The organism is uncultured Fibrella sp. (assembly GCF_964250085.1).
Taxonomy (GTDB): Bacteria; Bacteroidota; Bacteroidia; order Cytophagales; family Spirosomataceae; genus Fibrella.
In genome coordinates this window covers 50,270-64,062 of the sequence record NZ_CAXUEC010000005.1, presented here as the reverse complement: position 1 = coordinate 64,062, position 13,793 = coordinate 50,270, and the positions used below count along the sequence as shown (strand labels likewise).

At 53.7% G+C, this 13,793-nt stretch carries 12 protein-coding genes; 1 reads left to right on the top strand and 11 read right to left on the bottom strand.

The annotated features are described in order from the left end of the window. Positions 1 to 48: 48 nt before the first annotated feature. Positions 49 to 1,107, top strand: a complete 1,059-nt coding sequence (locus ACFE8Q_RS17220; RefSeq protein WP_375446660.1) for a peptidoglycan DD-metalloendopeptidase family protein — start codon at positions 49 to 51, stop codon at positions 1,105 to 1,107. An 87-nt stretch (positions 1,108 to 1,194) separates the two neighbouring features. Here the strand turns inward: ACFE8Q_RS17220 and ACFE8Q_RS17215 are convergent, their stop codons facing one another. The 11 genes from ACFE8Q_RS17215 to ACFE8Q_RS17165 all read right to left on the bottom strand — a co-directional run. After that, positions 1,195 to 1,548: a heavy-metal-associated domain-containing protein gene (locus ACFE8Q_RS17215; protein WP_375446659.1), complete on the bottom strand. Its 354-nt coding sequence runs from the start codon at positions 1,546 to 1,548 to the stop codon at positions 1,195 to 1,197. A gap of 78 nt (positions 1,549 to 1,626) precedes the next feature. Then, complete coding sequence (locus tag ACFE8Q_RS17210; RefSeq protein WP_375446658.1) at positions 1,627 to 1,983, bottom strand: four-helix bundle copper-binding protein; 357 nt, start codon at positions 1,981 to 1,983, stop codon at positions 1,627 to 1,629. 56 nt (positions 1,984 to 2,039) lie between these two features. After that, complete coding sequence (locus ACFE8Q_RS17205; protein WP_375446657.1) at positions 2,040 to 3,533, bottom strand: hypothetical protein; 1,494 nt, start codon at positions 3,531 to 3,533, stop codon at positions 2,040 to 2,042. 68 nt (positions 3,534 to 3,601) lie between these two features. Then, positions 3,602 to 4,426: a heavy-metal-associated domain-containing protein gene (locus tag ACFE8Q_RS17200; protein ID WP_375446656.1), complete on the bottom strand. Its 825-nt coding sequence runs from the start codon at positions 4,424 to 4,426 to the stop codon at positions 3,602 to 3,604. A gap of 122 nt (positions 4,427 to 4,548) precedes the next feature. Beyond that, positions 4,549 to 5,112 (bottom strand): helix-turn-helix domain-containing protein, encoded by a 564-nt coding sequence (locus tag ACFE8Q_RS17195; protein ID WP_375446655.1) that lies wholly within the window; start codon positions 5,110 to 5,112, stop codon positions 4,549 to 4,551. After that, positions 5,109 to 7,331 carry a TonB-dependent receptor domain-containing protein gene (locus ACFE8Q_RS17190; RefSeq protein WP_375446654.1) on the bottom strand — a complete coding sequence of 741 codons (2,223 nt, stop codon included), beginning with the start codon at positions 7,329 to 7,331 and terminating at the stop codon, positions 5,109 to 5,111. The genes ACFE8Q_RS17195 and ACFE8Q_RS17190 overlap by 4 nt, the downstream gene beginning before the upstream one ends. 72 nt (positions 7,332 to 7,403) lie before the next feature. Then, complete coding sequence (locus ACFE8Q_RS17185; protein WP_375446653.1) at positions 7,404 to 7,847, bottom strand: hypothetical protein; 444 nt, start codon at positions 7,845 to 7,847, stop codon at positions 7,404 to 7,406. 148 nt (positions 7,848 to 7,995) lie between these two features. Continuing rightward, positions 7,996 to 9,069, bottom strand: coding sequence for a M12 family metallopeptidase (locus tag ACFE8Q_RS17180; RefSeq protein WP_375446652.1), 1,074 nt, complete (start codon positions 9,067 to 9,069; stop codon positions 7,996 to 7,998). A gap of 350 nt (positions 9,070 to 9,419) precedes the next feature. Then, positions 9,420 to 9,749, bottom strand: a complete 330-nt coding sequence (locus ACFE8Q_RS17175) for a hypothetical protein (protein ID WP_375446651.1) — start codon at positions 9,747 to 9,749, stop codon at positions 9,420 to 9,422. Between the two features lie 221 nt (positions 9,750 to 9,970). Further along, entirely contained in the window at positions 9,971 to 10,213 is a 243-nt protein-coding gene (locus ACFE8Q_RS17170) for a TraR/DksA C4-type zinc finger protein (protein ID WP_375446650.1), read from the bottom strand. Positions 10,214 to 10,367: 154 nt separating this feature from the next. Then, on the bottom strand, positions 10,368 to 13,793 hold a 3,426-nt coding region (locus ACFE8Q_RS17165), incomplete at its 5' end, for a T9SS type A sorting domain-containing protein (RefSeq protein ID WP_375446649.1).

The window sequence follows — 13,793 nt, the reverse complement described above, 5'->3', positions numbered from 1 at the left end:
TTAGCCCCGTTGTCTGCGTTTGCTGCTCGTTTCATTTTATATCGTTGAATGAAAAAAACAGCATTGACATGGCTGGTAGCCGTGAGTTGTCTGTGTGCAACCGTAACCACACAGGCGCAGGAAAGGGGACGTTTTAAGAACGATACGAAGTTCACGCCGAAGACAAAGAACAACGCGCCGGAGCCTAGTAAGCAAAAAACCGAAGAGGTTTTTGAACAGGAGAATACGCAACTCCGATTCAATAGCCAGTTTGAGCCGAAGAAGGAACTAAACCCGGTTGTCAGCGAAGACACGAGTAGTATCGATCAGGGTGAGATCACCGTCAATGAGGTGATCGACTCGATGCAGGTAGGCGACGAATGGGTGAAAATCGCCGATTATTACGCCGTCTGGGATTCCCACAGCATCGATCCCTACAATATCGACCCCCGCGATTTCGACCAGGTGGTTGATCTGAAACTGTACGATCCGAAAGCCAATCATTACTGGTCGGCCCCGCTTGATGAAGGTAAATTAACGTCTCAGTTTGGTTTTCGCTGGGGCCGCTGGCATACCGGCGTCGACCTGGATCTGGAAACGGGAAACCCGGTTTACTCCGCGTTTGATGGTATCGTCCGCGTGGTTGGCTGGGACGGTAACGGCTATGGCAGGTACGTCCTTGTTCGCCATTATAACGGTCTGGAAACGCTGTATGGCCACTTATCGAAGCAACTGGTTGCCGACGGTCAGCTCATCAAAGCGGGTGATCAGATTGGGTTGGGTGGTAGCACCGGCCGAAGTTCAGGGCCACACCTGCACTTCGAGACGCGCTATGAAGGCAATCCATTCTCGCCCGTCAATATTTATAGCTTTCCGGCTAATACGATCATCTCTGATCATTTTTTGCTGACGCCCGCCGTATGGGATCACCTGCGGGGTGGAAGCCGGTCAACCGAGCTGTCGTTCAAGCCCAAGTTTAAGCGCACGGTCTTGCACAAGGTACGTTCTGGTGAGACCCTTTCATCAATCGCCAGCCGCTACAGTTTGTCTGTTAGCCGGCTAGCCGAGAAAAATCATATCTCATCCCGCTCGCGCCTCCGCGCCGGGCAGAAGTTGAGGGTTAACTAAGGATTTAAAGGTTAAAGGTTCAATGTCTAAAGTTGCTCCGCTGTTCAGAACGGGTGGAGCAACTTTAGACATTGAACCTTTAACTTTTTAATGATGCGCCATTCCGCCTTTTTTGCAGCAGCTTGGTAGCTTGTCGTAGCCTTTAGGGTCGGCGGCAACTTCGTCGGCGTCGTAACCGGTTTTGGTGATGTTGGCTTTTAGCTTCGTCACGTCGGTTTTGGCCGGGTTGTATTTGATGGTCACCACTTTTGTGTCTACATCGAGTGTGGCCTCCTTCACGCCTTTCTCAAAAGCCAGATTACGCTCGATGCGGGCTTTGCACATCTCGCAAATAGCCGATGTTTTAATCTTTACTTCTTTGTCTTTATCGTCGGTGGCCAACAGCGTGGTGCCGCTCAGGGTTAGCGCCATCAGGCTGCTCAGGAACAGGTTGCGATTCATGATTTGTGGTTTTTACTATAAGACGGTTGAAAAGGCAATTCGTTTAATTGGTAGCGTAGTAGGTTAACAAACAATGACTTACATCTGGTTCGCCATGCTGCGGCATTCCTCGGCGCACCGGCGGCAGGCTTCGGCGCAGGCTTTGCAATGCGCGTGATGATCGGCGTGTTTGTCGCACTCGGTTGCGCAGGCGTCGCACACATCAGCGCAAAGTTGCATGTATTGCTGCATAAACTGCGAACCCCGGGCTTCAAGGCGACCACAAAGGGTGCAGATATCGGCGCAGTCACGGCAGAGCTTGATACAGGCGGTCATGTCGTGATGCTTGCTATCCTGATCGCCCATCTCAAGGCAGGCTGTTACGCAGCGTTCGCAGGCTTCGGCACACTCGAAACAGGTATCAGCGTGGCCGTGAGAATGATTCGTAGTAATCATAGCGATTGTTGGTTTACAATGAAAAATTAGTGTTGAGTCATGCCTGTCGCTTGCCTTTAGCGGGCAACCAGCAAAGCAGGCGTTAGTCGCAGATAAATTTGCCCCGACAAAGGCGTGTTGCCATAAAACGGCCGCAATGCCTGACCAGGCAGGCTCACGGTTAGTTGAGTACCAACGGCCAGATCGGTATTGGCCATATGCATAAAGCGCCAGTTGGTTCCCAGGGTCAGGTTGTCTACATTGACAAGCGTTCGTTCGGGGTTAGCCACGCCAGCGATCGGAAGAGCTAGTTCCTCAACTGATTTCATGACGTTCTCGTAGCGGCCGTACAAAGCCAGCCTACCCAATTGCAGGCTTGTTTCGGCCAGATACGCATTTTCATTGACGCCATCATGGCTGTTCATGCCCCAAATTAACGACGAGGTCATGTAGCGGTCACCCGCGCCGAACGACGTACTGTGCAGAACGGAGGCCGTAGTGCGGCGCACATTTTCGTTGGGATGTACCGCTTCAGGGCTATTGATCAGTCCCTGCGACACTTGAAAAGCCAGGCCCGGCGTTGGGTTCACCGAGAGGCGATACGAGTAGCTATCGAAGCGGGGTTTGTCGAAATTATACCGAAACTCGTCGGGCTCACGACCGGTAAACTGCGAGAATTCGATCTTCGCTATCTTGTACCGGAAGCCCGCCGTGGCTACGCCAAACGTAATATGGGTTGCGTCGATCCAGTGATGGCTTAACGGCGAATCGGGATTGTTAAACGACGACATCCGGTGCATGAAGGCCGGCGCGCCAAGTGCCGGTTCGCCGGGGTAGCCTACATACACGAAGGCGTCGGCATCGCGGGTAAACGCGTGACTATACGAAACTGACAACTCGGAGAAGAGGTCGTGCGGGTGCTGACGATCGACCAGCGGCTCGCCCCGGTACGATTCGCCCGTTTGAAACAGCAACGGATACCCTCCGTTCCCCACCGTCAGCGGATCGAGCGACATCATCAGTTTGGCCGTAACTAACCCTTTTTTACCCACCGTACGCTGGGCCATACCCATCGCCCAGTTCGGCGCGTCGATCCGGGCTTCGCGCCCACGCTTATCGGAGTTGGTAAAATTCTGGTTGGTATGCCGCAAAAACACACTGTAATGCAGCATGTACATCCATTTTCCGTCGCCCGGTGAATGCGCCATGTAGGCATACATCGGGGTCTTATCGGGCATCCAGGACGTACCTGATCCGTTCCGGTTCATGGGCAGGTTACGTGATAAAGCGTGCGACATGCTGCCCATTGGTGAAAACGTAATGCTTCCCATTGCATCGTTAGTAGAACTCATTCCCGCCATTGCCTCCTGACCCATGCCCCCCATTGTACCATGGTTCATTCCGCTATGGTTCATCTGAATTTTTGGTGTCCCGACGTTGGGAACGGCCGCTTTTTTGGGTCGAACAGTATCAGCGGACATGGTCATTTTGTGCCCCGTATGCTGCTCATGCTGGGCTACTGCCAGACTTACTGACAGAGCAAGCAGGAGGGTGAAGAGTATTATTTTCATAGGTTGTTGAGTAAGAAATAGGAATACCAAAGCTGGGAAATCATACTGCACCCGGCTTTGATTTTGACTTACATCGCTGCCAGCATCACCGCCGCCATGCCGATCATCAGGCTGTCTTCGACGATAGTAACGGTGGTCATGGGCAGGTTGAACACGGAGCCCAGACAGGCACAGCGAATCTTCCGTTTGTCGAGCACGCTTTGCACCACACCAATCAGGCTGATGCTCATGACAACGAGGGTAGCCCAGTTCGTTAGTACCGGGTGAAAGCCTGTCAGATAGGCAGCACCCAGTGCCAACTCGATAAATGGGTACACGAAACCGTAGCCGGGAATGGCCTTCGCCACGATATCGTACATGCGATAGCTACTGGCGAACCCTTTGATATCCAGTAGTTTAAAGAATGAAAAGACCAGAAAAAAGCCCGACATGAACGTACCCATCGCCCGCATCCAGTTGACGGGAGCCCCGATGAACGTACCCGAAGAAGAGCTTCCCATGCGCACCTCGACCAGTGCCGTAATGCCCAGAATAAAGGCCAGAATGATCAGCAGGGGCTTATAGGTCGTCACGGAGGGCTCGGACAGATCGTCGGTGACAGCGTGCGAGGCCGGTGATGACATCACGCCCATCTTCTGAGGGTGGTGACCAGTGCTGTGGCCACCCATTGTGTCGACGACCTGTACTTCGTTGGTAAGGGAATAGGCACCGGCTTTTTTCACGGCCCGGTCAAGTATGGCGGTATCGATCGGGTGGGTCATGCTGACAACAGCTTCCTGCGGTTGTAGCGAGACGGCCACTTTCTTAACACCGTCCACTTCCTGAAGCGCCTCCTGCACCCGCCCCACGCAGGAGGCGCAGTGCATGCCGTCAAGTTTATAAGTATGAATCATGATTATCGTCGTCTTTAGTTGATGGAACCGGTAATGTCGTCTATCAACGAAACAAAGGTAGCCTGGGTGCCCGGCAAAAGTTTTACAGAATTCCGGGCCTGACTTACATCATTTTGGTCTCTTCAGATCGTATCCAGCGCCTGCCGCCCCAAGGGCGATTTGCGGAACTGGGCCGGGGTAATGCCCACGATAGTCCGAAACTGACTGGTGAAATGGGGCACACTACTGTAGCCCAGATCAAAGGCAATGTCGGCGATGCGCTGCTCCCCATCCTGTAACAATTCTTTTGCCCGTTCTATCTTCTGCGCAATCAGAAATCGTTCGATGGTCGTTCCGGTCTGTGCCGAAAATAATTGACTCACATACGAGTAGTCGTAGCCCAGCTTTTCGCTCAGAAAGTCAGATACATTCTGGTGGTCGGGCCGCTCATGTGCATGATGTACTTCGTTGACCAGCAGTGACTTGATTTGTTCAACCAAAATACGTTTCGGCTCATCGATCAGGTCAAACCCTTCTGCCTGTAAGGTCGATCTGATCTGTTCGTGGCTTACCTCATCGGGCCAGTTCAGCACCTCAACCCGGCCCAGGTCAACCGCTCCGACCGTCAGCCCAAGCTGCGCCAGGTCACGCGCTACCGTACGTCGACAGCGGTCGCAGACCATGCCTTTGATATGTAGTTCGGTCATGGCTCAAGCGTAAATCGGAAACCCGCATAGATCATGGCTCCTGTAACCGGCCCCCAGTTTTGTCCGGCCGCGTCGAAGCCTGTGCCAAACGGATCGGCCGCCCCGATGATGGGCGTTGGTTGCCGGTAGTTGGTCAGGTTTTCGCCGCCCAGATACACCTGCCACGTTCGGAAACTGCGGGTAATCTGCGCGTTAAGATTCACAAACGAAGGCGAGTAGTACCAGACCATCGACGAGTAGGTCGAGTGGGTATGCGACTCATCCGCGTCGGGCAGGCGTTTGGGGCCGTTCCATTGCAGCGTTGCGTCGAACTTCCACTTGTCGTAGGGCAGGGCATACGCAGCGTTGAGCAGCATCCGGTCACGGCTGACCATCATGCGCGGCATCAAAACACTTTCGCCTAATGGCGCCCCCATACTTTGCTTTGCATCGAAGAACCGGTAGGCCGCTTTCACTTCCGCCCGTTTGAATGGCGAGACGGTTAGTTCGGCCTGAAAACTGGTGGCAAACGACGTACCCGACAGGTTATAAAACAGCAAACTACGAGGCTGGTCGGCATCAACCACCAACTGATTCTGGAAGTTGGTCCGGCTGGCATCCACGACCAGCGTGGCTTTTTTACCAAAGAGCAAAAACTCGTTGGTGACGCCCGCCGTGTAGGTCCAGGCAATTTCGGGCTGTACGTTCTGATTCAGAAATACCCCACGCGACGAAACCAGGTAGCCGTAGTTCTCGGCAATCTGATTCGGCACCCGCCAGCCGCGCCCCGCCGACGCGCGCAACGTAAGCTGGCCGTGGATGTGGTACTTCAGATGCAACCGGGGCGTCCATTGCAGGCCATACAGGTTATGCGCGTCGAGGCGGTTGCCCAGCACCAGGGCGAAGCGTTCCGGGTAGGTATAGGCATATTCGAAAAAGGCACCGGGCACCGATTCAAACCGGTCGATGGGTTGCGCTACGTAGCGTTCGCGGTAGTCGTCGAGCAGGTAGCTGACCCCCGTTTTGACCGTATGGTTCGTGTTGCCAATAATAGTCTGATAAATCAGGTTGCCGTAAATCGACTGTTGTTTCCCGGTATACGGCCGCAGCCCAAACGTCGATTCCTGGTTATGCCAGGTCGCGTTCAGGATCAGACCGAGGCCGCGATACGGCTGATCGGGGAAAAGCCGGGCCGTTTTGCTGAACACCTCCGTGCGCCGGGTGTGGTTGGTAAATCCATACCGGTACTGACCAACGCTGCTTAGTTGCCCGCCATCGCGGTCTTCAGAGAGCGCCTTCACGCCAAATTGCGACATCCACCGTTCCGAACTGTACTTGGCCCGCATCACGCCGTTGTACTGGGTATACAGCGGCAGGTCGCGAAATTTGTCGCCGTTCTGGTCAAGCTCCGACTGGAGTGCGCTGACGTGCCCAAGTGCGCCGATGCTCCATTTGTCAGACAGCGCCTGTGAGTAATTGACGTTCCCCTCGACCCGCCCAAACGCGTTGACGTACCCATTCAGCAGCATGTTGGGCCGTTTGGTTTCGCCGCGGTATTCAGGCTTTTGCAACTCCACGTTCATCTGCCCGCTCATCGACTCGTAACCGTTGACCACCGAGCCTGCGCCTTTACCAATGTCGATGCTGGTGATCCACGTACCTGGAATGTAGTTCAGGCCAAACGTAGTGGCCAGGCCCCGAATCGTTGGTATGTTTTCGACATTGGTTTGCACGTACTGACCGCCCAGCCCCAGAAACTGGATTTGTTTGGCACCCGTTACGGCGTCGGCGTACGAAACACTGACCGAGGCGTTGGTTTCGAAGCTTTCCGACAGGTTGCAGCAGGCGGCTTTGGCCAGGGTGCGCTGGGTCAGCACCTCCGTCTGAATTGGGTTCATCCGGTCGATCTGGGTATTGCCCGCCGTAACAACCACTTCGCGAAGCTGCTGGGTTGCCTTCAGAGTAACCGTCAGCGCGGCGGCATAATCGGTAATGCGGAGCGTATCTGGCTGGTAACCCACGTAGCTGATTACAAGCTGGTTAGTGCGACCGGTGGTGTCGATGGAAAAACGCCCGGCTGAGTCGGCAGCGGTTGCTTTCAAACCGCCCGACCAATAGACCGAGGCACCGGGTAGCGGCACGGTGGCGCCTTTCTCGCTGGCCTGAACCCGACCGCTGAGTTGTTGAGCCTGCGACAGTAAAGGCAGGCATAGGAAACTGATGATGAGAAGTTTATGCATGATTTTCGGCTGAAAGATAAACGCGAAAAGCCTGGTTCTGGATGGAATCAGGTAACGGAATTATCGATCAGATCAAATCAGGAATGATTGCACAAACGCCAGCAAATGACGCCCCGATAAGGGTGGGGGCGAGGCGTAGTCGGCAACAGGTAGGTGGGTCTGCTGACCAAACGACCAATTGAGCAAGGCAACAAAAACCGCTGCAACACCCGCCCTGAACCGGTCGCCAATGACCTTAATGAATTTGGTTAACTGGTGGCTCAGCGAAGACGTTGTGTCAACGTTGTTGTAACGAGTCTCGTCTTTGCAGCAATCTGTTCGATTGACAGTCGGCGTTTTTGTTGTTGACTGGGTACGTACCTGGCAGAGCTTGCAGCCCGGCCGCTCGTCGTGGATCGAGTAAATGCGCTTACCCCGTAGCTGACACGAATGCTCTACCAGCCCGAAGCCCATGCTGCTAAGCAGCACGACCACGGCCATGAACAGGTGCAGAAAACGGAGTAATATCTTAGGCATCGCGTGTATACCGATAGCATGAGCCTACCTCAGGTAGGGTACTTCGGAAAACGCAAAGGTAATCGGGAAGAGTTCATCCGTAACACGGACTTTAGTCCGTCTGTTGAATCGAACAGTTCATAAACCAACAGACGGACTAAAGTCCCTGTTACCCATGCGAGTTGCTTACCGAATCAAACTCTGCTTCCGGCGACGCTGTGTTTACACCCGTGTGAAGCATGATCGTCGACCGGATCGCTTCTTCCAGCGCCTGATTGCCAACGTCTTCGGCGGGTTCCCATTCGTCGTTCATAGCCGAAACGGGCATTTCTGAAGCAGGTGCAGCGCCAATTTTTGGGTAAATCTGGGCCGCAAACGCGTAGTCGGTTGCGTTGATGTCTGTGCCTCCCAGGATTGGCTGGCCATTTTTGGTAATCGAACCCGGTAGTTGATAACACATGATCGACGTTTGGTCGGCGGCGGTGCCAAAGATGGATGCCTGATTCAGAGGCGTCAATACCTGCGCATCGACCATGCTTTTGTTCCAGCCCTGGGTGCGCAGAAAATAGGCGTAGGCTTTCTGCGGGTCAATCCGGTTCACCAGTTCCTGCCGCATGTGTTCATGGGGGAAACCCAGCGTGTGCCCCGTTTCGTGCCGAACAACGCGTTTATACTCCGATTCGGGCGTTGCCATCGAAAAGCCCTGCAAATTCATGGTTGGCCGGTTGGCCGGAATCTGAAGAATGTCGGTGCCCAGGTATGACCAGTAGCCGCCCGCACCCCGCGAAATACGTACCTGGCCAACTCCGTTGGTTAATACGAATGAGATGCATTCCCGGGTAGCCCAGGCATTCATATGACTAAGAATACGGTTTTTTAAGTCGGTCGGTGTGGCCTCCATGAAACTGACCGTCAGTCGGCGCGGCGTTGGCCCCCAGTATTTGCTCACGAAAAGGGTGAGAAATTCGGGCGTCAAAATGCTCTCATCCAGCGCGTTGGCGGCTAGCCCTAGAAAAGGGGCGTTTACGGGATTGACCTGGATGGCGGTTTTGGCCGCTTTTTCCAGCAACCGGCCAGGCAACTGCTTGATACTACACCCCGCCTGCGGATCAAATTCGACGGAGGTATCGGTTGGCTCATCGGTGGAAACTGGTCCGGTTGTTGACGGGCTGCCAACCGCCTGGCTGGCTACTTCGGCAATCTTTGCGAGCGCATCCCGCAACTGTTTTTCAGACTTAGTCATAACTGTACGCTTTAGTGGTGTGATAAACTGAGCATTTTCTGGCTTTGCACAGCGCAAAACGGCCTCAAATGTCAGAATAGCCTACTTAACCTACAAGCGTACATTCCCCCTTCCTTTTGCCGGTAAGTACCTGAAATGAAGCGTATTATTTTGCGTAAAAAAACGCTACTCACTGTCTGACCAGTTATCTAATTTTGTCTTTATAAACGTTGAAAGCCTCATATGAATGTTGTTTTGTATAAAACATTCACAGGCTATCACACAATAGAAAAGAGGCCGTTTACAGCACCTGCTCACCATTATGGGAACAGGTGCTGTAAACGGCCTCTTTATGAGTAGTCGCTAGCTACCTACCGGTTAGGGCCTTCGGTAACTACTTCTTTCGTTTTTTTAGCTGCTTTGCTCACGCCCCGGCCTGTGGCTTTGGCGGCATTGCCTACGGCGCGGCCTGTTGCTTTTCCAGCATTGCCAACGGCTTTACCCGTCGCTTTGCCCGCTTTTCCAACGGCTTTGCCTGCCTTTACGGCAGCCCGGCCAGTTGCCCGCGTACCTTTTTCCGTAGCATTGCCTACGTCGGCAGCCGTATTATCTACTTTTTGTTCGGCAGGTGTTGTTTGGGCAAATGCACCAGCGGAGAGAGTCAGGCAAAGAGCCAGACTAAAGAGCCATGTCTTGTTCATACCAGTTGTGAATCGTTTTACGTGTGAATGAGTGAGTTGCCAGTTAGTATCAGCAAACCGTTCATGAAAGTATAACCTGCTGGCTGATGTATGGGCTGATTCTTCCAGCCAACGGCCCAAAACCTGTTGAAACAAAGTTGATTTTGGCTCGATAACCGGCTGACTACACCAAAGTAAGCTGATCCTGACGCCGACGCCCACAATCCGAAATCGTAAGAAGGCTACGTCCGCTTTTCGCGTTTCATGTAGGTTGAGGCTCCGGTGCCACGACGTTCGCCCATTTTGTGGAGGCGTTGTGCGTCGGCCTGTGACATCAGTTGCAAGGCGGCATATTCGGTTTTGCCGGTGATCATGGGGAAGCCCGCCACCCGTTGCGCCGACGAACAGCGTACGCAGGTACGTGTGCCGGGAACGGCTTTCAACCGGCCTTCAGGAATCTCATTACCACAATGAATACAGTACATATCGTTGAGTTGTTGTTCATATATAGAACAATTCGGCCAGGTACATAGTGCTGGTTTATTTATTTTATTTTGAATGTAAGATGTTGAAATACAATTGATTGACTCACGTTCTTTCTGTTTATGACAATAAGCAGAAAGAACGTGAGCCACTTGATTAGCGCAAGAGTATCTTCTGTGTCCAGACTTTATCTTCTCGCCGGAGTGTTATCAAATAGAGGCCTGGCGGGTAACCGGTAAGATCAAATTGAGTCCGAATTTGATTGGTTGGTGTAAATGTCTGTTCCCTTATCAGTTGTCCAGCCGTGTTGAGCAACTGAACGGTTGAAGCTATGGCATCGCTCCCCGTCATAGAAACCGTAACCATGCCGGTGGTGGGGTTGGGATAGGCAACAAAAACCAGACCGGAAAGAGTGGGTTCTGTTGCTGTGATAACAGACGTGACCGCATCGTATTGGCTGGGTACGTCTTCCCGGTTTCCGGCCTGATCTATGGCGATGGAGTAGAAATAGTAGGTTGAATCGACCTGGCCGGTAAACGTAGCTGTACTATCGGCCGTAAGCAGCCAGCGTTTGTAGGCACTCGGTTTATTGACGGCGTACCAAACTTCATACTGCTTTATGCCCGACTGCCGGTCGTTGCCGCCCCATTGGATCCGGTATACGGGTTTGGCCATTGCCGCCGGAATTGGTTTAACCGCACTGACGGGGGCATCCCGGTCAATGGTGTTGACCCAGTTGGGCGTAACAATCGGCTTGTTGCTGTCGAAATAAATCAACGCCCGGTTGCTGATCTTGGTGCTGTTGGGCAGGTTAGGCTTCACTTCCACGGTGAAAAATACGCTGCCTTCGCCTTCGGGTGCTTTTTTGTTCTGGGGCAGAAAGCCAGCTTCCGGGTCGGCGGGCAGATCAAGCGTTTTGGGGTCGAGGGATGTAAACAGCCATCGGATAATACCTGTGCTGGTATCTGCTTTAGCTTCCACCTTGGCAAGCACTCCTCTGGTGGTGCGCAGGTCGATATAGCCTGTAAACTGAATGGCATTGGTAGGCGGGGTGAAACTGCTGGTGCCTACCGTCACCTGAGCCAACCGGATGGTTCGGAGGTTGAATACCTGCCGGTCAAGGGTGTCAATCACCACAACCGTCTGGGCTGGCGCCGTTGCCGTGGCCAGATTTTCGAAGCGTATCTGATAAGGAAAATCACGGGCTTCGCTCAGGTAGCGTTCACTGCCACTGCCCGTTAAGCCAAGCTTGTCGTTGGGGTCGAAAGAGGTTACGTTACGAATTATTTGTGTGAATAGGGTGGTGCCGTCTTTAAAAGCTTCGTAGCAGGCAATACCCTGATCGATTCGTTCTTTGGCATCATCAACTTTACCCCCGTATCGATCAATCCATTTAACGATTTTTCCCGCAATGGTGGCAGCACGCTTTACGGCAATTTTAGTAGCTGTGGCTCCTAGTTTCAGTAGTGCGGTGGCTGGAATACAACTGGCAATTCCGCTGGCGTGTTTCCAGATCAGGCTACCCCATTCATACCCGTTCTTAGGTGGCTCATCGGCTTCCGGGGTCTTACCAAGCAGCACCAATACATTGTCTTTGGGGTCAATTTTTATAGGGGTATTGTAGGCACCGTAGGTGGGTTTGAACAAATCGTCGACGAGGTATTTAGCGCAGCCAATCACAGGCAACGATTCAACGATATCCTCCAGAATGTCATCGGCTTCGGTTGCATCCCATGCTGTTTCATACAGGCATTTAGCTGCGCTTTCTTTAAACGGGTTGATAAAAAGAGGCGGGCTGGCGTAGGTGTATACATTAACGGCATTAGGCAGTTCGGTGCGAATTCTAAAGTAAGCCACGCCCGTTTGCCCCGCCGGGATGAGGGGCATATACAACGGGATGATTCGCCCCCACTGTTTTTTGCCAAGCAGCGAATCCGTCACCACATCGAGCGGAATGTCGGCGTAATCGATACGGCGACTGGTATCTTTTGCTACAAACTGGTAGTCTTTGGGCGGTGATACCGAGAACAGGAGTTCCACCTTCGTGGTTGTGTCGCCCAGCATGAGCCAGATCGGAACGCCTTTGGCGTCGATATTGCCCCGATTGCCATAATGCAGCGCGTAGGTTTGCCAACGGCTGGGTCGTATGGCGGTAAAACCCACAATCTCGGAATACGGCTTTGCCACCCCGCCACTGATAACCTCAAAGGCGTCTTTGGCGGTAACGGTGGTGCCATCGGGCCGGGTCAGCACAACGGAATGTACGCCCGCCGCCCGCCCGCGAATAGGTAGCGTTACCTCGATCCGGTTGGCATTGATGAAACGAAACAGGGAGTCGGGCACCAGCAGATCGGGTTGCCCGGCACGGGTAAGACGCATGTTCATTCCCGCCGAAAAACCACCCCCCAGTACAACGGCCGTGACTGTGCCGTTGTTGCCACCCTGATTGGGCTGGATACCGGCAAACACGTTCTGGTTGAGCGGAAAACGAAGCCACGGATCGAAAATGACGCGGTCAGATACCACGTTGCCCTGTCCCGACGGATTTTTTGTCCGGTGTTGTGGCCCCGACGCATGGCCCCACCAGGTGGTTAAGGCCACAATCAGCCCCGACTGTGAGCCTACCGTGGCCCCGCTAGAAGAGTTACCATAAATAGCCGATGAGGTTAGTTCCAGTGTTCCGTTACGGACATACACCCCGTAGGTTGACTGACTGATGGAGACACTGCTCCCGGTCATGCGGGCATCTTCGGCCAACTCCAGGTACAGCCCGTATATGGCCTCCCGGATCGACACGCTGCTGAGGGTGATCGGCTCGCGGGAGTAAATAGCGTTATACAACCGCCGAATCGACACGTACCTGAGTTGCGATGCCTTACTGCCCTCGTAAAAATAAACATTGCCATTGACGGTGTTTCCCAGGCCACTGAACCGGATCGAGTCGGTTTCCGTGCCTTTGGCCAGTAGGGTGCCATACACATACAGGGTGCCGTTGAACTGCACCTCCACGCCGGGAGCAATCGTCAGTGTATCGCCTTTGGGGATAGCCAGTCCGTCTATCTGATAAGGTGATCCTAACTTAGCCAGCCGTGCCCCTTTTGGGGTGCCATAGTCGCGCAGGTTCATGGCCGGTACGTCGAGCAGACTCAGGTTGGTGGCCCCTGTGACGAAGGTCGAGGGCAGGTAGGTCGAACCGCGTACCCGCAGGCGGCTGAGTTGAGGGCGGGTCTTGTCGTAGATGATCAGGGGGTAAAACAGCCGCTTGATACTGACATACTCCCACTGGGAGTTGCTGCTGCCTTCATAAAAGAACAGGCTGCCGCTGTTCGTAGTGCTGATGCTGGTGAAGCGCACCGAGTCGGCGGAAGTGCCTTTGGCCAGCACGGTGCCATACACATACAATCCCCCCCCGTTGAACTGCACCTCCACGCCGGGGGCAATGGTCAACGTATCACCCCGGTCGATGGTCAGCCCCCCGTCGATGTTGTAAGGCGAGCCGGTTCGGGGTATTCGGGCGGTCTTCTCGCTGCCATAGTCGCGCAGGTTCATGGCCGGTACGTCGAGCAGACTCAGGTTGGTGGC